The 19,939-nt window shown below is 62.0% G+C and carries 18 protein-coding genes; 12 read left to right on the top strand and 6 right to left on the bottom strand.

Features of this window, described 5'->3' with window-relative positions:
- The first annotated feature begins 63 nt into the window (after window positions 1-63).
- Window positions 64-516, top strand: a complete 453-nt coding sequence (locus MOV63_RS25285; protein ID WP_247038026.1) for a paraquat-inducible protein A — start codon at window positions 64-66, stop codon at window positions 514-516.
- Window positions 517-606: 90 nt separating this feature from the next.
- On the opposite strand, the gene MOV63_RS25280 is transcribed toward MOV63_RS25285, so the two are convergent.
- From MOV63_RS25280 to MOV63_RS25270, 3 genes are all read right to left on the bottom strand, one after another.
- Complete coding sequence (locus MOV63_RS25280) at window positions 607-882, bottom strand: DUF1153 domain-containing protein (RefSeq protein ID WP_018327815.1); 276 nt, start codon at window positions 880-882, stop codon at window positions 607-609.
- A gap of 195 nt (window positions 883-1,077) precedes the next feature.
- Window positions 1,078-1,830 (bottom strand): sugar transferase, encoded by a 753-nt coding sequence (locus tag MOV63_RS25275; protein WP_405029381.1) that lies wholly within the window; start codon window positions 1,828-1,830, stop codon window positions 1,078-1,080.
- A gap of 128 nt (window positions 1,831-1,958) precedes the next feature.
- Window positions 1,959-2,990, bottom strand: a complete 1,032-nt coding sequence (locus tag MOV63_RS25270; RefSeq protein WP_247038024.1) for a DUF2793 domain-containing protein — start codon at window positions 2,988-2,990, stop codon at window positions 1,959-1,961.
- A 238-nt stretch (window positions 2,991-3,228) separates the two neighbouring features.
- Between MOV63_RS25270 and MOV63_RS25265 the strand changes: the two genes are divergently transcribed.
- The 11 genes from MOV63_RS25265 to MOV63_RS25215 all read left to right on the top strand — a co-directional run bounded on the left by MOV63_RS25265 (window position 3,229) and on the right by MOV63_RS25215 (window position 14,778).
- A complete protein-coding gene (locus tag MOV63_RS25265) occupies window positions 3,229-4,479 on the top strand; it encodes a sarcosine oxidase subunit beta family protein (protein ID WP_247038022.1) in 1,251 nt (416 codons plus the stop codon).
- 12 nt (window positions 4,480-4,491) lie between these two features.
- Window positions 4,492-4,773: a sarcosine oxidase subunit delta gene (locus MOV63_RS25260; RefSeq protein ID WP_247038020.1), complete on the top strand. Its 282-nt coding sequence runs from the start codon at window positions 4,492-4,494 to the stop codon at window positions 4,771-4,773.
- Window positions 4,770-7,727, top strand: coding sequence for a sarcosine oxidase subunit alpha family protein (locus MOV63_RS25255; RefSeq protein WP_247038018.1), 2,958 nt, complete (start codon window positions 4,770-4,772; stop codon window positions 7,725-7,727). The genes MOV63_RS25260 and MOV63_RS25255 overlap by 4 nt, the downstream gene beginning before the upstream one ends.
- A 10-nt stretch (window positions 7,728-7,737) precedes the next feature.
- Entirely contained in the window at window positions 7,738-8,286 is a 549-nt protein-coding gene (locus MOV63_RS25250; protein ID WP_247038016.1) for a sarcosine oxidase subunit gamma, read from the top strand.
- A 297-nt stretch (window positions 8,287-8,583) separates the two neighbouring features.
- Window positions 8,584-9,486, top strand: a complete 903-nt coding sequence (locus tag MOV63_RS25245) for a branched-chain amino acid ABC transporter permease (RefSeq protein ID WP_038544603.1) — start codon at window positions 8,584-8,586, stop codon at window positions 9,484-9,486.
- Between the two features lies 1 nt (window position 9,487).
- Complete coding sequence (gene livM, locus MOV63_RS25240; RefSeq protein ID WP_247038014.1) at window positions 9,488-10,876, top strand: high-affinity branched-chain amino acid ABC transporter permease LivM; 1,389 nt, start codon at window positions 9,488-9,490, stop codon at window positions 10,874-10,876.
- Window positions 10,876-11,754: an ABC transporter ATP-binding protein gene (locus tag MOV63_RS25235; RefSeq protein WP_247038012.1), complete on the top strand. Its 879-nt coding sequence runs from the start codon at window positions 10,876-10,878 to the stop codon at window positions 11,752-11,754. The genes livM and MOV63_RS25235 overlap by 1 nt, the downstream gene beginning before the upstream one ends.
- Window positions 11,754-12,482, top strand: coding sequence for an ABC transporter ATP-binding protein (locus MOV63_RS25230; RefSeq protein WP_247038010.1), 729 nt, complete (start codon window positions 11,754-11,756; stop codon window positions 12,480-12,482). Before MOV63_RS25235 ends, MOV63_RS25230 begins: the two co-directional genes overlap by 1 nt.
- A gap of 39 nt (window positions 12,483-12,521) precedes the next feature.
- Window positions 12,522-12,875, top strand: a complete 354-nt coding sequence (locus tag MOV63_RS25225) for a DUF6867 family protein (RefSeq protein ID WP_038544595.1) — start codon at window positions 12,522-12,524, stop codon at window positions 12,873-12,875.
- Window positions 12,876-13,014: 139 nt separating this feature from the next.
- Window positions 13,015-14,139 carry a branched-chain amino acid ABC transporter substrate-binding protein gene (locus MOV63_RS25220; protein ID WP_038544593.1) on the top strand — a complete coding sequence of 375 codons (1,125 nt, stop codon included), beginning with the start codon at window positions 13,015-13,017 and terminating at the stop codon, window positions 14,137-14,139.
- A gap of 345 nt (window positions 14,140-14,484) precedes the next feature.
- Window positions 14,485-14,778, top strand: coding sequence for a hypothetical protein (locus MOV63_RS25215; protein ID WP_038544591.1), 294 nt, complete (start codon window positions 14,485-14,487; stop codon window positions 14,776-14,778).
- A 76-nt stretch (window positions 14,779-14,854) separates the two neighbouring features.
- Here the strand turns inward: MOV63_RS25215 and MOV63_RS25210 are convergent, their stop codons facing one another.
- From MOV63_RS25210 to MOV63_RS25200, 3 genes are all read right to left on the bottom strand, one after another.
- Window positions 14,855-15,790 carry a response regulator transcription factor gene (locus tag MOV63_RS25210; protein ID WP_046600930.1) on the bottom strand — a complete coding sequence of 312 codons (936 nt, stop codon included), beginning with the start codon at window positions 15,788-15,790 and terminating at the stop codon, window positions 14,855-14,857.
- On the bottom strand, window positions 15,783-19,169 hold the full coding sequence (locus MOV63_RS25205) for an ATP-binding protein (RefSeq protein ID WP_247038008.1): 3,387 nt from the start codon (window positions 19,167-19,169) through the stop codon (window positions 15,783-15,785). The genes MOV63_RS25210 and MOV63_RS25205 overlap by 8 nt, the downstream gene beginning before the upstream one ends.
- A gap of 121 nt (window positions 19,170-19,290) precedes the next feature.
- A partial coding sequence (locus MOV63_RS25200; RefSeq protein ID WP_247038006.1) for an SDR family oxidoreductase occupies window positions 19,291-19,939 on the bottom strand: 649 nt, incomplete at its 5' end.

Here is a 19,939-nt window from a genome sequence, read left to right as displayed (position 1 = left end):
GGGCCGGAGGGAAATAGCTTAAACTGCCTGCCCAAGGCTGACACATCGTCAACGGAGAAAGCGATGAACTGGCTGCGGCCGCTTCTTCTGGCGCTGGCCACGATCTTTCTGGCGCTCGGGCTCTTCCTGCCGATCATCCGTTTTGAGCGGCTCTATTTCTTCACCGAGACTCCGTCTCTGCTGGCACTCGTCGCGGCACTGTTCCAAGAGGGAGATGTGGCATTGTCGATGGTGGTCGGGCTGTTTTCGATCGTTTTTCCGATCGTCAAGCTTTTGGGATTAGCGGTGCAGCTGTCCGGACGGTCGGCGGAGGGGGGATTTTTCCGCCGCGCGATGCCGCATCTCTCGAAATGGTCGATGATGGACGTGATGCTGGTGGCGATCGTCGTCTTCGCCGCGAAGAGCAGCGGCCTGGCTGTTGCGGTCTCGCAGCCGGGCCTCTGGTTCTACGCCGCCTCGGCCATCATCGCCGGACTGCTGCCGTCATTGTCCCGGATCGGATCGGGGCAGAACTGACCGATTTTTAGAAACCGAAAGGTGCCGCTGCATCCATTGCAGCGGCACCTTTTGTTTTCCGGTGCGGGCTTGGCACCCGCGAATTCGGCGTCAGTGACGATATTGCTGAATGCGCGTGGTGCGCAGGCCGGCCAGGCCGTGATCGTTGATGGAGGACTGCCAGGACAGGAATTCCTCGACGGTGAGCGTGTAACGCTCGCAGGCTTCTTCCAAGCTCAACAGGCCGCCGCGAACCGCGGCTACCACCTCTGCCTTTCGCCGGATGACCCAGCGGCGCGTATTGGCCGGCGGAAGATCGGCGATCGTCAAGGGGCTGCCATCGGGGCCGATGACATATTTTACTCGGGGACGTATCATTTCGGTCATTGGACTCTCTACACAACGCAAGACCACGTCGGTGAGCCTAGCCGCCCAGTTTTAATATTTGACTAAACAGGCCGCAGCATTTGTTCCCACTGTGGCAACAATCGCATTGCGTGTCCCAAGGCAGGACGAAAAAGGCTTCCCGGCCGCTGAAAAGGCGGTGTTTCGATGGTTGGGCAGCCCCGGCGAAGGCGGCGATCAGAAACCTTCGCCGCCACGAAATTCGGCGAGCAGCGTGCCGAACATGATACGCAGGTCGAGCAAAATAGAGAAATTGTCGATGTAATGGAGGTCGCATGCGATACGGGCGCGCGCCTTGCCGGGGCGATCCGTTGGTCCGCGAAGACCGCGCATCTGTGCCAGGCCGGTCATGCCGGGTCGCATCGAATGGCGGCGATGATAATCTGCAACCAGGTTCTCGTAAGGAATGCCGGCAGCGAGCATGTCGATCGCGTGACAACGCGGTCCGACCAGCGACATGTCGCCTTTCAGGACGTTCAGAAGCTGGGGCAGTTCGTCGATATTGGCCTTGCGGATGAGAGCGCCGACACGGGTGATGCGCGGATCGTCGCGCACCGTCTGGGCGATCCCCTTCGCGTCGCCGAGGTCGGTGCGCATGGAGCGGAACTTGTAGACCCGGAACCTGCAGCCGTCCTTGCCCCAGCGCGTCTGTGTGAAAAGCACCGGGCCGTCGCTGTCGATGCGGATCGCCAGCGCGACGACCAGCATCAGCGGCAGGAGCAGGACCAGTGCCGAAAGCGAGACGCCGATGTCGATTGCGCGCTTTGCCGCGAGTTGCACCCGACGGCTGCCGCTGGATGCAAGGCGGGTGGATCCAGGGCAGGATTTAGGTGGTGCGATGGATTGCCAAATGCGAGTTGGCGGCGGCTCGCCACGCCGCCTGGCGCTCGACCTGTCGGCGGCGTCGTCATGCAGATCAGGAACACTCAAAACCAGCCACCCGTGCTCTACCCCCGAGCCTCGAAGGCAGCGGTGGCCTTTAATAGAACACCTCCCGAGATGAGTCATCAGCCAAGTTAACCTGGCGTTAAGAATGAAAAGAACTTTAGAATTTGCTGTTATGACAGCATTGCCAAGGATAGCTCTGTTTTTCCGGCGCCCAATTCCAGTTGTGCGGTTCCTGCATGCCCGAGTGTCAGGTAATCTCCGGCGGAAAAGGAAAAGATTCCCGTTGCGGACTGCATTTGTGCTCCACCGGCGATGCCGTTCAACAGAATAAGCGGCTGCGTTGCATTCTGCATCAGGCTGGTCGCATGGCCGGACGACGACAGGACCGCGACATTGAGGGCGACGAGGTACAGGCCGTCAGCTGGCACGACGACCCGGTTGCCGCCGCCGGCAACCGCGGTGCCCAGCGAAAGGCCGCCGTGTGCGAGGGTGAAGGTGGTGAAGCCGCTCTGCTGGCCGGCGGTCGGAGCGAAACTGGTGCCGGTGCGGTAAGCGCGGGCGGCCGGCTGGTTCGGTTGCGAAACATGGCCGCCGGGCGAGATCGATAGGCCCGTTTTCCAGGTCGTCCCGTCGCTGACCTTGACGGAGAACTCGGTGTCGCCGGCCAGGCCCATTTCCGCATAACCCGTCCAGTTCGACTGGAAGAGCAGCGAGGCCGTGTCGGTCGAGGCGGCCTTGTTGACCTTGATCTGGTGACCGTTGCCGGCGTGGTTGAACAGGCTTGCCGGCGAGGCGAGCACAAGCCGGTTGGTGCTGTCGGGCGTCGCATTGATGCCGAGTTCGTCGAGGCGGCCGGTCGCGGGCAGGGGGATGTCCTGCCAGAGCGTGCCGGAAAATACTTTCAGCCTTTGGGAAGCGGCAAACCAGGCGCGCCAGCCGACACGTGGCTCTGTAAATGCCCAATAGCCATCCTGCCAGGAGGCAATGTGTCCCGTCTTACCGGCCCAGGCGCCGGTCGGCGCGGTCGCGACCAGATAACAGGCGCCCTCGGCGGGTGCGCCGGGCGGGTTCTCGAGTTCCTCGGTGATCGTCAGATGCACCAGCGCGTCGAGCCGCAGCAGCGACTCGTTGTGCGTCACGTGTTTCTGGGCCTGCGAGGGCAGGATGAAAGGCATGTTCAGGTTCGCGGTCGTGTCGGCCATGGCTGTCTCCATTCGGTCGCCCGGGAGTCTAAGGCCTATCGCAGAGACGGGGAGGCGGAGGCGGCCAAGCCTTTGAAAAGCCTGACAGGGACCTGCTGAAACGTACCCGCTTCAACACTGCGTGCCTTTGAAGCAACGGATGGGCGTTTCGCCGCATGCAGGCTTCTGGATGTCCTGATTGCGCTTGTCCTTTCTCTCGCATATGCGAATGTGAGCGCGGCGAGAGACAGGGAAAAGCATGCGTTATTCGGCCTATTCGATCTTCAAGGAAGCGCTGTCCGGCAACCGGATGTGGAAGCCGGCCTGGCGCGAACCGCAGCCGAAACCGCATTACGACGTCATCATTGTCGGCGGCGGCGGGCACGGGCTTGCGACCGCCTACTATCTCGCCAAGGAATTCGGCATTACCAATGTCGCGGTGCTTGAAAAGGGCTATCTCGGCTCCGGCAATGTCGGGCGCAACACGACGATCATCCGCTCCAACTATCTGCTCGAAGGCAACAACCCGTTCTACGAGTTCTCGCTGAAGCTCTGGGAAGGGCTGGAGCGGGATTTCAACTACAATGCCATGGTCTCGCAGCGCGGCATGCTCAACCTCTTCCATTCCGACGGCCAGCGGGACGCCTATGCCCGCAGGGGCAACGGCATGCGTATCCATGGCGTTGACGCCGAACTGCTCGACCGCGAGCAGGTGCGCAGAAAAGCGCCCTATCTCAATTTCGACCACGCCCGTTTCCCGATCATGGGCGCTCTCTACCAGAAGCGCGCCGGCACGGTGCGGCATGATGCGGTCGCCTGGGGTTACGGCCGTGGGGCGGACGCCCGCGGCGTCGACCTGATCCAGCATTGCGAGGTGACGGGTATCCGCCGCGAGAACGGTCTCGTCACCGGTGTCGAGACGACCAGGGGCTTCATCGGCTGCAACAAACTGGCGCTCGCAGCAGCCGGCAATACGACCACCGTCGGGCGGATGGCCGATCTCGAACTGCCGATCGAGTCGCATGTGCTGCAGGCCTTCGTTTCGGAAGGGCTGAAGCCCGTCGTCGACCATGTGATCACCTATGGCGCCGGCCATTTCTATATATCGCAGTCGGACAAGGGCGGGCTGGTGTTCGGCGCCGAGATCGATTTCTATTCCTCCTATGCGCAGCGTGGCAATCTGCAGACGGTCGAGCACACGATGGAGGAGGGTGTGTCGCTGATCCCCGGCCTGTCGCGCGCCAAGGTCTTGAGAAGCTGGGGCGGTGTCATGGACATGTCGATGGACGGATCGCCGATCATCGATCGCACGCCGATCGACAATCTCTATCTGAACTGCGGCTGGTGTTACGGCGGCTTTAAGGCGACGCCGGCCTCCGGTTTCTGTTTTGCCCACCTGATCGCCAAAAACGAGACGCATCACGTCACCCGCTTCATGCGGCTCGACCGGTTCGAGCGCGGCTACACGATCGACGAAGCGGGCCGCGGCCCTCAGCCGAACCTCCACTGAGCAAGATCCCCCATGGCAAGCCTGATCACCTGTCCGCATTGCGGCACCAGACCCAAGGAAGAGTTTTCGATCCGCGGGGCCGCCGCGCCGAAACGCCCTTCACCGACCGCCAAGGACGAGGTCTGGCACGCTTATGTCTATGTGAGGGACAATCCGAAGGGCCGATACCAGGAATATTGGCACCATATCGCCGGCTGCCGCCGTTTTCTGGTGGTCGAGCGCGACAACCTCACCCATGAGGTTTTCGGCGTGACCGACGCTTCGGAATTCAAGTGGGCGGGAGCTGCCGAATGACCTCCTATCGTCTCGGGTCCGGCGGCGCGATCAATCGCGGCCAGTCGCTCAGCTTCACCTTCGACGGCCAGACCTACAAGGGGTTCGAGGGCGATACGCTCGCCTCGGCGCTGCTTGCCAACGATCAGATGCTGATCGCCCGCAGCTTCAAGTACCATCGCCCGCGCGGCGTGGTGACGGCAGGCTCCGCCGAGCCCAACGCGCTGATGACGATCGGGTCCGGCGCGCGGGCCGAGCCGAATGCCCGTGCGACGGTGGTCGAGCTCTATAACGGCCTTGCCGCCGCAAGCCAGAACCGCTGGCCGTCGCTGAAACACGATTTCGGCGCGGTGAACGATCTCTTCTCGCCGTTCCTCGGCGCCGGTTTCTACTACAAGACCTTCATGTGGCCGGGCGTGCTTTGGGAAAAGCTGTACGAGCCGCTGATCCGTCGCGCCGCCGGGCTCGGCAAGGCCACGATGCAGGCTGATCCGGACCGTTACGAAAAGTCCTGGGCGCATTGCGACCTGCTGGTGATCGGCGCGGGCCCGACCGGTCTCATGGCGGCGCTTGCGGCGGGCCGGGCAGGGGTGCGGGTTGTTCTGGCGGACGAGGGGTTTCGGCTGGGCGGTTCGCTGCTGTCGGAAAGCGCGGCGGTCGACGGGCGGCCGGCTGCGGAATTCGCGGCTGATATCGTCGCGGAACTGGCGTCGCTGCCGAATGTCACTCTGATGCCGCGTACGACCGTGTTCGGCTGGTATGACGACATGGTGTTCGGTGCCGTCGAGCGGGTGCAGAAACACGTGGCCTCGCCATCGCCGGACCTGCCGATGGAGCGGCTGTGGCGCGTCGTCGCCAAGCAGGCGATCCTCGCCACTGGAGCGGAGGAACGGCCGCTCGTCTTCGGCGGTAACGACAAGCCGGGCGTGGTGACGGCAGGGGCTGCCCGCACCTATCTCAACCGCTACGGCGTCGCTGTCGGCGGCAAGGTCGCCGTCTTCACCAATGGCGGCTCCGGGTACCGCACCGCGGCCGATCTCTTAGCGCAGGGCGTCGACGTCACCGCCATCATCGATGCGCGGCCGCAATCGGCCGATCCGGTGCCGGAAAGCGTGAGGGTCATCCGCAACGGCTCGGTCATCGCTACCAAGGGGCGCCACCGAATCGAGGGGCTGATTGCCGAGCGTTCCGGCTTCGAGGAGGTGATTGGCTGCGATGCGTTGGCGATGTCGGGCGGCTGGTCGCCGATCGTGCATCTGATGTGCCAGCGCGGCGCCAAGCCGGTGTGGTCGGACGAGAAGCAGGCATTTCTGCCGCCTGACGTCGGCGGCGCTTTCTTGGCTGCGGGTTCGGCTGCCGGTCATGCGTCGATCGGGGATTGTCTGAAGGACGGTTCGGCCAAGGCGCATGCCGCACTCGAGGCGCTGGGCAGGCTGGTGGGCGCGCTTGAAACGCCCGAGGTCGAGGGCGAATACGATCCGTCCTTCGTGCCGCTCTGGTACGTGCCGGGTGCCCGGGACAAGGCTTTCGTCGATTTCCAGAACGATGTGCATGTCGGCGATCTCGGCCTCGCCCAGCGGGAAGGTTTTCGCCATATCGAGCACACCAAGCGTTACACGACCGCCGGCATGGCGACCGACCAGGGCAAGCTCGGCAACGTCAACGCGGCCGGAATCGTCGCCGGCATGCGCGGGGTGTCGCCTGCCGAGATCGGCACCACCACATTCCGGCCGTTCTACACACCGGTCTCGTTCGGCGCTCTCGCCGGCACTGCGCGGGCCGAACATGCGGCTCCGGTGCGCACCTCGCCGCTGCATAACTGGGCGCGGAAGAATGGTGCGACCTTCGTGGACTCAGGCCTCTGGTACCGTTCCGCCTGGTTCCCGCGGGAGGGCGAAAAGACCTGGCGGGAGAGCGTCGATCGCGAGGTCCTGAACGTCCGCTCCAACGCGGGGCTCTGCGACGTCTCCACCCTCGGCAAGATCGAGATCTTTGGCGCAGGGGCGGCGGAATTCCTCGACCGCATCTATTCGAACGGCTTTCTCAAGCTGCCTGTCGGAAGGGCCCGCTACGGGCTGATGCTGCGCGAGGACGGTATCGTCTTCGACGACGGAACAGCGAGCCGGCTTTCCGAAAACCACTATGTCATGACCACGACGACGGCCTATGCCGCGGACGTGCTCGCACATCTGGAATTCTCGGCGCAGACCTTCTGGCCGGAACTCGACGTGCGCTTCGTCTCCTCGACGGATCAATGGGCGCAGATGTCGCTTGCCGGGCCGAAGGCGCGAATCATCATGAGCCGCGTGGTGCAGGACGATATTTCCGACGCGGCCTTCCCCTTCCTGGCTGCCCGGGACGTGACGCTCCGCGGCGGCCTGAAGGCCCGCCTTTTCCGCATCTCCTTCTCGGGCGAGCTCGCCTACGAGCTTGCGGTTCCGGCCGGCTACGGCGAGGCCGTTGCCGATGCGGTCATGGATGCAGGGCATGAGGAAGGGATCTGCGCTTATGGCGTCGAGGCGCTCAACGTGCTGCGCGTCGAGAAGGGGCATGTCACCCATAGCGAGCTCGATGGCCGCACCACGGCGGACGATGTCGGGCTCGGCCGGATGATGGCGATGCAGAAGCCGGATTTCATCGGCAAGCGGCTCTCCACGCGATTCGGGTTGACGGCGGCCGACCGGCTGCAGCTCGTGGGTCTGAAGCCGGTCGAGGCCGACAAGGAGATCAAGGCCGGTGCGCATCTCCTGAAGGATGGTGCAAAGCCCTCCCTCGCCAACGACCAGGGCTTTGTCTCGTCGGCTTGTTTTTCGCCAACGCTCGGGCATTTCATCGCGCTCGCCATGCTGAAATCCGGGCGCGAGCGGATCGGCGAACGGATCATGGTCTGGGACGGGTTGCGCGGTTCGGAAGTGCTCAGCGAAGTCTGTCCGCCAGTCTTCGTCGATCCCGAAAACAGCAAACTGCATCTCTGAGGGCTGCTTAATGTCGATCAACCTTCTCCACCGGCATGTCCTCGAGGATCATATTTCCGGTTTCGAGACGGACCCCAATCCGAACCACCTCTCCATTATTCGTCGGGCGGTAATCTTCACCGTTCTCGCCCATGCAGGCCAGGAGGCCGCCGTCGCCGAGGCCCTGTGGAATGCTCCGGATGTGGCGCCGCGCTTCTGCAGCCCGTCCGAATGGCTTGCCGTGTCGCGGACGGTCGGGGCCGAGACGGTCGCCGGCATGCTGTCCGAAATCGCGGGCGCATCCGTGGTCGACCAGAGCGACGGCCGGGTCTTGATGGAAATCTCCGGCCCGAGCGTGCGAAAGATACTGGCCAAATGCGTGGCGATCGATCTGCATCCGGAGGTGTTCGAGGAGGGGCATTCCGCCGCGATATTGTGCTGCCACGCTGAGGTAAATGTCGCGCGCACCGGTGCCGACACGTTCGAGATCATCGTGCCGCGCTCGCTTGCCGGATCGGTTTTCGAGGAGCTGATGGAGATGGGCCGCGAGCATGCACTGACCCGCGGCTTCGTGGACTGAGCGCCGAGCCTGCAGGGCGAGGGTCGAATCTGAATTTAACGTTAACCGCGGGACGATCTTTAATTTCGAAAACCGGGCGCCTTGGCTAATTTTTCGACAGAAGCTGCCGGTTTTTTGGAATTTCTGATCTTTGTGTTGCCAGATTGTTGAGAAGTGCTGCGATTTTGTCGGTCTCGCGGCTTTTTGTCTTCCCATTCCTTACGAAAACGTTATGGAATGCGCCAAAGAACGTAAGAACCCGCAAGGGGCAAATAAACGAGATGCGACCCTTCCGGGATCGCATCCAGGGGAAAATATATGGAGTATTTTATCCAGCAGCTCATCAACGGGCTGACTCTTGGATCCATCTATGGCCTTGTCGCAATCGGCTATACGATGGTTTATGGCATCATCGGCATGATCAACTTCGCCCATGGCGATATTTTCATGCTTGGCGGCTTTGCCGCTCTCATCGTCTTCCTGATCGCAACCTCCTTCTTCGCCGGCATTCCGGTGGCGTTGCTTCTGCTGCTGATGTTACTCGTCGGCATGCTGATGACGGGGTTGTGGAACTGGACGATCGAGCGGGTCGCTTACCGGCCGTTGCGCGGTTCATTCCGGCTTGCGCCGCTGATCACCGCGATCGGCATGTCGATCGTGCTGTCCAACTTCATCCAGGTGACGCAGGGCCCGCGCAACAAGCCGATCCCGCCGATGGTGACCGACGTCTTCCATATCGGCGGCATCACCATCTCGCTGAAGCAGGTGCTCATCGTCATCATCACGGCGGTGCTGCTGTTCGCCTTCTGGTACATCGTCAACAAGACGCCGCTCGGCCGCGCCCAGCGGGCGACCGAGCAGGACCGCAAGATGGCGGCGCTGCTCGGCGTTGATGTCGACCGGACGATCTCGATCACCTTCATCATGGGTGCAGCGCTCGCGGCGGTCGCCGGTGGCATGTATCTGATGTATTATGGCGTCGCCTCGTTCAACGACGGCTTCATCCCAGGCGTCAAGGCGTTCACCGCAGCGGTTCTCGGCGGCATCGGGTCGTTGCCGGGTGCTGTTCTCGGCGGGCTTCTGATCGGCCTCATCGAGTCGCTGTGGTCGGCCTATTTCTCCATCGCCTACAAGGACGTCGCCACGTTTGCGATCCTCGCTTTCGTGCTGATCTTCAAGCCGACCGGCATTCTCGGCCGGCCGGAAGTGGAGAAGGTGTAACATGACAGCTTCCACCGAAACCGGTCACCCGAACGTGCTTGCCAAGGCGGTACGGGAAGGACTGTTCGCCGGCGTCATCGCCTTTTTCATGTTCCTGCTGTTCGTCGGCATCGAGACCTATCAGGACATCAACAACGCGCTCGTCTGGCGCACCCGCTGGGGTCTGCTGGCGATCTTCGTGGCTGTTGCTGCGGTCGGCCGCTTCCTGACTGTCGGCTTCATCAAGCCGCATGTCGACCGTCGCAAGCTCGCCAAGGCAAAGAGTGGAGTTCTCGAGATTTCCGAGAACAAGAGCTTCTTCCACAGGCATTTCCTCAAGATCGCGCTGGTTTTCCTGCTGGTCTATCCCTTCCTGTCGCTGCTGATCGTCGGCAAGCAGGGCTCGCTGAAATATGTCGACAATTTCGGCATCCAGATCCTCATCTACGTGATGCTCGCCTGGGGCCTGAACATCGTCGTCGGCCTTGCCGGACTGCTCGACCTCGGTTATGTCGCCTTCTATGCGGTCGGCGCCTATTCCTATGCGCTGCTGTCCTCCTATTTCGGCCTGTCCTTCTGGCTGCTCTTGCCGATGTCGGGCATTCTTGCAGCACTCTGGGGGATCATTCTCGGCTTCCCGGTTCTGAGGCTGAGGGGCGACTATCTCGCCATCGTGACGCTCGCCTTCGGTGAAATCATCCGCCTGGTGCTGATCAATTGGACCGACGTGACCAAGGGAACATTCGGGATTTCGGGTATCGCCAAGGCTTCGTTCTTCGGCATCTGGTCCTTCGATACCGGCAGCGCGAACAGTTTCGTCAAGGCGTGGGGCCTGTCGGCTTCCTCGGTCTATTACAAGATATTCCTGTTCTACATCATCCTGGCGCTCTGCATGCTCACCGCCTACGTCACCATCCGGCTTCGGCGCATGCCGATCGGCCGGGCCTGGGAAGCGTTGCGCGAGGACGAGATCGCCTGCCGTTCGCTCGGCATCAATACCGTCACCACCAAGCTGACCGCCTTTGCGACCGGCGCGATGTTCGGAGGGGTGGCTGGCTCCTTCTTCGCCACCCGCCAGGGCTTCGTGTCGCCGGAAAGCTTCGTCTTCCTGGAATCGGCCGTGATCCTGGCAATCGTCGTTCTCGGCGGCATGGGCTCGCTGACCGGCATTGCCATCGCCGCGGTGGTGATGGTGGGCGGTACCGAGGTGCTGCGCGAGATGTCCTTCCTCAAGGCCGTGTTCGGACCGGACTTCACCCCTGAACTCTACCGCATGCTGCTCTTCGGTCTGGCGATGATCATCGTCATGCTGTTCAAGCCGCGCGGCTTCGTCGGATCGCGAGAACCGACGGCCTTCCTCAAGGAGCGCCGGGCGGTTTCAGGAAGCTTTACCAAGGAGGGCCACGGCTGATGGCTCCCGGAACGACGACTATGACGAGTGGCATTGCTGGCGATACGATCCTCAAGGTCGAGCATCTGTCGATGAAGTTCGGCGGCCTGATGGCCATCAACGATCTGTCGCTGGAAGTGCGGCGCGGCGAGATCACCGCGCTGATCGGCCCGAACGGCGCCGGCAAGACGACGGTGTTCAACTGCATCACCGGCTTCTACAAACCGACCATGGGCATGCTCACCCTGCAGCGCAGGGACGGCAAGGAATACCTGCTGGAACGCCTGCGCGACTTCGAGATCCCCAAACTGGCCGGCGTCGCCCGCACGTTCCAGAACATCCGCCTGTTCTCGGGCCTGACGGTGCTCGAAAACCTGCTGGTCGCGCAGCACAATGCCTTGATGAAGGCATCGGGCTACACGATCCTCGGGCTTCTCGGCCTGCCGGCCTATAGCAGGGCCGTCGATGCCTCGATCGAAAAGGCGAAGTACTGGCTCGACAAGGCCGATCTGACCGATCGCGCCGACGATCCCGCCGGCGATCTTCCCTATGGCGCTCAGCGGCGGCTCGAAATCGCTCGTGCGATGTGCACCAATCCGGAACTGCTGTGCCTCGACGAGCCGGCGGCCGGCCTCAACCCGCGCGAATCGGCGGCTCTCAACACGCTCCTGCATCAGATCCGTGACGAGGGTGCGTCGATCCTGCTGATCGAGCACGACATGTCGGTGGTCATGGAGATTTCCGACCATGTCGTGGTGCTGGAATACGGCCAGAAGATTTCCGACGGTTCGCCGGACCATGTGAAGAACGACCCACGAGTGATCGCCGCGTATCTCGGCGTCGAGGATGACGAGGTGGAAGAGGTGATTGCGGTAGAACTCGAGGGGGGCAATCACTGATGGCGGCCGAGAACCTTCTGAAAGTCGAGGCTGTCGAGACTTATTACGGCAATATCCGTGCACTCGCAGGCGTCGATGTCGAAGTCAACAAGGGCGAGATCGTCAGCCTTATCGGTGCCAACGGTGCCGGCAAGTCGACGCTGATGATGACCATCTGCGGCAGCCCGCAGGCCCGAGCCGGCTCGATCATTTTCGACGGCGAGGACATCACCAAGCTGCCGACGCATTTGATCGCGCGGCGCCGCATCGCCCAGTCTCCCGAAGGCCGGCGGATCTTTCCGCGCATGACCGTCTACGAGAACCTGCAGATGGGGGCCGGCCTCGACAACCTCAAATATTTCAACGAGGACGTCGAGAAGATCTTCACGCTCTTCCCGCGCCTCAAGGAACGCCAGAGCCAGCGCGGAGGCACGCTTTCGGGCGGTGAACAGCAGATGCTGTCGATAGGGCGCGCGCTGATGGCCCGGCCGAAGCTGCTCCTGCTCGACGAACCTTCGCTGGGCCTGGCGCCGCTGATCGTCAAGGGCATTTTCGAGGCGATCAAGAAGCTGAACAAGGAAGAGGGCCTGACCGTCTTCCTCGTCGAGCAGAACGCGTTCGCGGCTTTGAAGCTCTCCGACCGCGGTTATGTGATGGTCAACGGCAAGGTGACGATGAGCGGTTCCGGAAAAGAACTTCTCGCCAATCCGGAAGTGCGCGCCGCTTACCTTGAAGGTGGACGGCATTGATCGCAAAGGTTGTACTTTTGACGACCGGAGGAATTTAGGATGCAGGGACTGTTTTTCGAAAGCGACAGCGGCGTGCGTTACCTCTTGCGTTTCCTCGTGCTGATGATCGGTTTCTGGACTGCCTGGCGGTCGGGCAAGGCCGCCGCCGAGGGCTGGAACGGCTATCCGACGGTGGTGGTCTATACGCTGCTACTCGGCGTGGCGATGCGTTTTCTGCACTATGCGCTGTTCCAGGGGCCGTTCATCAGCCCGTTCTACTACGTCCTCGACGTGATCGTCCTGCTCGTCTTTTCGGGCGCCGGATTCCGCATTCGCCGGACACGCCAGATGGTGCAGAATTACTATTGGCTCTACGAGCCGACTTCGGCTTTCTCCTTCAAGAAGAAAGATTGACAGCCGCACTTTTCTGTCCTCAGATTAGCTCGGGTTGAAATCATAAGTAACCTAGAGTGGAACATTTCCGGCGCAGTGATGGTGGGTATTGCGTCCGGTCTCGAAAAATCAGCTCACCTAAAAAATTGGGAGTAACTCGATGAAGAAGTCTCTTCTTTCCGCGGTTGCGCTGACGGCCATGGTCGCCTTCAGCGGTAGCGCATGGGCCGACATCGTTATTGGCGTCGGCGGTCCGCTCACGGGTCCGAACGCCGCCTTCGGTGCGCAGCTCCAGAAGGGTGCCGAACAGGCAGCAGCCGACATCAATGCCGCCGGCGGCATCAACGGCGAAAAGATCAAGATCGTCCTCGGCGACGACGTATCGGACCCCAAGCAGGGCATCTCGGTTGCCAACAAGTTTGCATCCGACGGCGTCAAGTACGTGGTTGGCCACTTCAACTCCGGCGTGTCCATTCCGGCTTCCAAGGAAGTCTATGCCGAAAACGGCATGCTGGAAATCACCCCGGCTGCGACCAACCCGGTCTTCACCGAGCGTGGCCTGTGGAACGTCTTCCGTACCTGCGGTCGTGACGACCAGCAGGGTGGTGTTGCCGGCGCTTATCTCGCCGACAAGTTCAAGGGCGCGAAGATCGCCATCATCGACGACAAGACGCCTTACGGCCAGGGCCTTGCCGATGAGACCAAGAAGGCAATGAACGCCAAGGGCCTCAAGGAAGTCATCCGCGAAGGCGTCAACGTCGGCGACAAGGACTTCTCGGCTCTCATCTCCAAGATGAAGGAAGCCGGCGTCTCGATCATCTACTGGGGCGGTCTCCACACCGAAGCCGGCCTGATCATCCGCCAGGCCAAGGACCAGGGCCTCAAGGCCACGCTCGTTTCGGGTGACGGTATCGTCTCCAACGAACTGGCTTCGATCGCCGGCGACGCCGTCGCAGGCACGCTCAACACCTTCGGCCCCGATCCGACGCTGAACCCGGCCAACAAGGACCTGGTTGCCAAGTTCAAGGCAGCCGGCTTCAACCCGGAAGCCTACACGCTGTATTCCTACGCAGCCGTGCAGGTCATCGCTGCCGGCATCAAGGCAACCGGCAAGGCCGACGACGCCGAAGCCGTTGCCAAGACGCTGCATGCAAAGGGTCCGTTCAAGACCGTTCTCGGCGACATTGCCTTCGACGCAAAGGGCGACCCGAAGATTCCGGGCTATATCATGTACGAATGGAAGAAGGGTCCGGACGGCAAGTACAGCTACTTCCCGCAGGGCTGAGCCGTTATCGGCAACCGTATCTTAGAAGGGAGCCCGGTCAAAAACCGGGCTTCTTTGCGTTTGGGAGCACTTATAGGCGGCACGTCGGAGTCTCACTAAACTGGCAGCTGAATTCCGGACTTGGAAATCTCCACTATCTGACATATCAAGGGTCAGGGCCTGTTAAATTCAGCCGAACCCGAAGGACGAGACGGGTTTCGCGCCAAGACTGCGTCGGGAAGATTTGAAAATGTGCGAGCATTTCCTGCATTTCCCCTCCTAACCGGGTACGAAATCCGTCACTTGGATTGGATGAATTCAACAGGTCCTAAGCCTGGATAATCCAATTTGAGGAGAGGTGATGTTATGGATCTGAGTGCCATTATTGCCCAGGTCATTGGCGGTGCCGTCGGCGGGGCCGCGGGTGGGAAAATCCTGAAGGATGCCGATCTCGGTCAGATCGGAAATATCATAGCCGGCGCGGTCGGTGGAGTTGGCGGTGGTTCAATCCTCGGCTCGCTTCTTGGAGCCGGCGGCGCGGCGGCTGGAGGCGTCGATTTTGCGGCGCTCGCTGGTCAGCTGGTCGGGGGCGGTATTTCCGGGCTTGTTGTTCAGATCGTCGTTGGTCTGGTCATCAACAAGTTTTTCAAAAAAGCCTGACTGCAGCGAAGCGTCTGTCGTCGCCACGCAGAGAAGCTTGTTCGTCGCTCGAAACGGTTCGCCGGATCGTTGTCGGCTACGCTGACCGCTCCTCGCCATGCAGGACATGAGCGGCCTTAACGGCGGCCGATGCGCGGTTTTCGACGCCGAGCTTCACATAGATCTGTTCCAGATGCTTGTTCACCGTGCGTGCCGAGAGGCCGAGGATGTCGCCGATGTCGCGGTTCGATTTGCCCTTGGCGATCCACAGCAGCACTTCGGATTCGCGCTGGGTCACCGGGAAATGCTGGCGCAGCACTTCGTCGTCGGGGCGTTTGTTGGCGGCCGTCAGGCGGAAGAGATGTTCGTCGGCGCCGATCGCGCCGAGGAAGGAGAACTGTAGGCTCGCCTGGCCGTTCTGGACGAGGGCGAAGGCGGCGTCGCGGGCAAAACCGGGCTTGTCACGCTCGGCCATCCAGGTGGAAATCCGGCGGGAAACGATGTCGAGCCCATCGTCGCTGTTGGTGGCCGCGTTGATCAGCCGTGTCGCCTGGGGGGTCGACCAGTGGATCGCTCCACTCGCCTTGACCGCCAGCAGATGGCGGCCGGCGGCGTCGAGCGCCACGCGGGCGCTCTGGGCCGAACGGGCATTGGAAAGGTGCACCCGGATGCGGGCGCGCAGTTCGTCGATGTTGATCGGTTTGGTCAGATAGTCGACGCCGCCGGAATCGAGCGCGTTGACCACATGTTCGGTCTCGGTGAGGCCCGTCATGAAGATGACCGGTACTTGCGCAACGGCGCCATTGGTCTTCAGCTTGCGGCAGGTCTCGAAACCGTCCATGCCGGGCATCACGGCGTCGAGCAGGATGAGGTCCGGGGTGATGCGCTCGACGATGTTGAGCGCCGACTGGCCGGCGGTGGCGATCAGCACCGAAAAGCCGGATTTTTCGAGCGCTTCGGTCAGGAAGCCCAGCGTTTCGGGACTGTCGTCCACGAGAAGGACGATATCGCGCGGCAGAGCAGTTTCAGCCATCACTCGTCCTTTCTGCCTCAAGGCGGCTCAGGAATTTCATATAACCGGCGAGGTCGAAGGCCTGCACGTAGGCGCCGAGTTCTTCCGTGAAGGGGCGGTGTTCCTCCTCCCGGGCGAGATCGGCGAGTTTCGCTTCGATACCGCGGACGTAGCCGATTTCGCCGAGCCGCAAAAGGTCCTGGACATGGTTCGTCCCCGGACTTTTGATCGGCTTTTTCGGGCCAACGACCGCCGGAACCACCGTTTCGTTCTCGTAGATCCAGACGAGGCCGAGATGGGCGGCGAGCTTGTCGGCAAGCCTGCGGATGTCGACCGGTTTGGCGATCGCGTCGTTATGGCCCTCGTCGCCGGAATGCGTCGCGATACCGTCGCCGATGTTGGCCGAGAGCATGACGATCGGGGCCACCTGGCCGATCTCGCGCAGCCGGGAGACGAGTTGCCAGCCGCTCATGCCGGGCATCGAAATATCGACCAGGAAGAGGTCCGGCGTCACCCCCTCGATCAGCGTCAGGCAGTCCGGCCCGCTATTGGCGGTCAGCACGACGAAATCCATCGGCACCAGCACCTCGCGCATCAGGTCGCGGTGGTCCTCGTTGTCGTCGACGATGACGATTGTGCGGCGCGGGCCTGTATAGGAGACGATCTTCTTTTCCGCCGCCGGTGTCGTGTTGGGCCGCTCGATGGCGGACAGCATCAGTCGCACCTTGAAGATCGAGCCTTCGCCCTTGGTGCTGGCGACCGCGATCTCGCCGCCGAGCGTATTGGTCAGCAACTGGGTGATGGTGAGGCCGAGACCGAGGCCGGGCATCGGCCTGATGCTTTCCGCCTCGCCGCGCTGGAAGGGTTCGTAGATGCGGCCGAGATCCTTTTCCGCAATGCCCCGGCCGGTATCGGAGACGGTGAAGGTAGCGACCTGGCTGCGATAGGCGATGTCGAATTTCACCGTGCCGTCGTCGGTAAACTTAATCGCGTTCGAGAGAAGATTGACGAGGATCTGGCGCAGCCGCTTCTCGTCGGTGCGGACATATTGCGGCAGGGCGCGGGCGCGCTCGTGCTCGAAGGTCAGACCCTTGGCCTGTGCCTGTAGGCCGAACATCTCGACGATCTGGTCGAGAAAATCCTGGATGTTGATCTCGTTGGAATAGACCTGCAGCCGGCCCGCCTCGATCTTGGAAATGTCGAGCAGCCCGTCGATCAGGCCAGACAGATGGTCGGCGGAGCGCTTGATGACCTTGATTGCCGACTGGCGCGGGGCGGGGATGGTCTCGTCGCGCTCGAGGATCTGGGCGTAACCGAGCACGGCGTTGAGCGGTGTGCGCAGCTCGTGGGAAAGGCCGACGACGTAACGGCTCTTGGCGCGATTGGCGGCCTCGGCGGTTTCCTTGGCGTCTTGAAGTGCCGCGTCGGTCTTCTTGTGGGCGGCGATTTCCTTCAAGAGCAGCGTGTTCTGGCGGGAGGATTCCTCTTCCGCCACCACCCGGCTGTCATGGGCGAGCACATAGAACCAGGAAACGATGCCGGCGATGATCGCGAAGACGAAAAAGACGATCAGCACCGTGCCATAGATGACCTCGGCGTTGACGGGGGTTGCATGGCTGACCTGGTAGGCGATCATGCCGAGGATCGCGCCGATCATCGAGATCGAAAATACCGCCGTGGTGGCATAACGCCCGAGGCGCGTCGTCAGCCGGGTGATGACGCTTTCCGGCAGGAAGGAGCGAGCGACCGCGCCAACCTGGGTGTTCAGCCGCGCATGCGGCTTGCACATGTCGTGACAGCGGCTATCGAGCGAGCAGCAGAGCGAGCAGATCGGCGCGGCATAGGCGGGGCACCACGCCATGTCCTCGTGCTCGAACGGGTGTTCGCAGATGGAACAGGTGATCGAGCCGACCGTCTTCCAGCTCTGGCGCGGTTTTCGGGCGAGGTAAAATTTGCCCTTGGTCGCAAAGGCGAGCGCCGGCGAAATCAGGAAGGCGATCAGCGTCACATAGGTGGCGAGCGAGGTCATCAACGGGCCGAACAGGCCGAAATGGGCGGCGAGCGCTATCGCCGCCGAGCCGAACATCGAGCCTAAGCCCACCGGGTTGATGTCGTAGAGATGGGCGCGCTTGAACTCGATACCTTCGGGCGACAGGCCGAGCGGCTTGTTGATGATGAGATCGGCCGAGATGGTGCAGAGCCAGGCCATGGCGATGATCGAGAAGATGCCGAGCGTCGCTTCGAGCAGCCGGTAGATGCCGAGCTCCATCAAAAGCAGCGCGATCACCACGTTGAACACCAGCCAGACGACACGGCCTGGATGGCTGTGGGTGAGGCGCGAGAAGAAGTTCGACCAGGCGAGCGAGCCCGCATAGGCGTTCATCACGTTGATCTTCAACTGCGAGACGACCACGAAGGCTGCCATCAGCAGCAGCGCGGCCGTATCGTTGGGGATCATGTAGCCGAAGGCCGCAAAATACATATGCGCCGGGTCTGCCGCCTCGCGGATCGGCACGGCGGTCGAGAGCGTCAGGACAGCGAGGAACGAGCCTGCCAGGAGCTTCGGCACGCCGACCACCACCCAGCCGGGGCCGGCGAGGAAGACGGCGAACCGGTGACGCCACTTGTCGAGGCCCTCCGGCGGCAGGAAGCGCAGGAAGTCGACCTGCTCGCCGATCTGCGGCATCAAAGCGAGGATGACTGCGGAGGCCGCGCCGAACTCGACCAGGTTGAACGGGGCTGGTCCGCCGACCTGGGCGTTCGAATGGCCGATACCGGCAAAGGCACGCCAGAGATCGAACTTCTGCCAGTCCATGAAGGCGATGAACACGAAGGGCAGGATGTTCAGCACGATCCAGAACGGCTGGGTGATCAGCTGGAAGCGAGAGATGAGCTGCACGCCGTAGATGACCAGCGGGATGACCACCACGGCGCTGATGATGTAGCCGATCCAGGGCGGAATGCCGAAGGCGAGATCCAGCGCGCCGGTCATGATCGACGCCTCGATCGCAAACAGCATGAACGTGAAGCTCGCATAGATCAGCGAGGTGATGGTCGAGCCGATATAACCGAAGCTTGCGCCACGGGTCAGGAGGTCGATATCGACGCCGTGGCGGATCGCGTAACGGCTGATCGGCCAGCCGATCGCCAGCATGGCGACGGCAGCCGCGATGATCGCGAAAATTGCGTTGGTGGTGCCGTAGGAGAGGGTGATCGTGCCGCCGATCGCCTCCAGCGCCAGAAAGGAGATGGCGCCGATGGCGGTCTGGGAAATGCGGCTGGAGGAAAACCGGCGGGCGCTCTTGGCGGTGAAACGGAGGGCGTAGTCCTCCAGCGTCTGGTTGGCGACCCAACGATTGTATTCACGCCGAACGGGAATGATGCGTTGCCGCGCTGCCATGCCTAATTTCTAGCACCTTTTGAGGAGAGACCGTCAATTGTGCACTTTCGGCTGAGGCGCGGCGTTTTGCAAGCAGAGTATGATGCGGTGCGGTAAATCCCCACCGCATCCTGGAGCCTGGTTACAGGGTGCGGGTCGGGCGCACGACGATCTCGTTGGTATCCACATCTTCCGGCTGGTCGATGACATGCAGGATGGCGCGGCCGATCGCATCGGGCGTCAGGGCGACGCTGCGATAGGTCTTCATCGCATCCGCCGCGACCGGGTCGGTGATCGTGCCGGCAAGCTCGGATTCCACGACGCCCGGATAGACGCAGGTGACGCGGATCCTGTCGTTCTCCTGGCGCAGTCCGTCGGAGATCGCCCGCACCGCGTATTTGGTGGCGCAATAGACTGCCGCGGTCGGCACCACGCCGAGGCCACCGACGGACGAGATGTTGATGATCTGGCCAAAGCCCTGACCGTTCATGACCGGCAGGACGGCGGCGATGCCATAGAGCACGCCGCGGATGTTCACGTCGATCATCCGATCCCATTCCTCGACCTTGAGCGACGACATCAGCGACAGCGGCATCAGGCCGGCATTGTTGACGATGACGTCGATGCGGCCGAATTCGGCCAGCGCGAATTCGGTGAAGGCCTGAAAGTCCTGCCGATCGGTGACGTCGAGCCGGCGGATGCGGACGGTGCCGCCATTGGCGGCGATCTCTTCAGCCAGCGCTTCCAGCCGGTCGGTGCGGCGGGCGCCGAGCACGACCTTGGCACCGGCT

The sequence above is a fragment of the Neorhizobium sp. SHOUNA12A genome (genome assembly GCF_023006505.1).
Classification (GTDB): domain Bacteria; phylum Pseudomonadota; class Alphaproteobacteria; order Rhizobiales; family Rhizobiaceae; genus Neorhizobium.
This window is presented reverse-complemented; position numbering and strand designations above follow the sequence as displayed.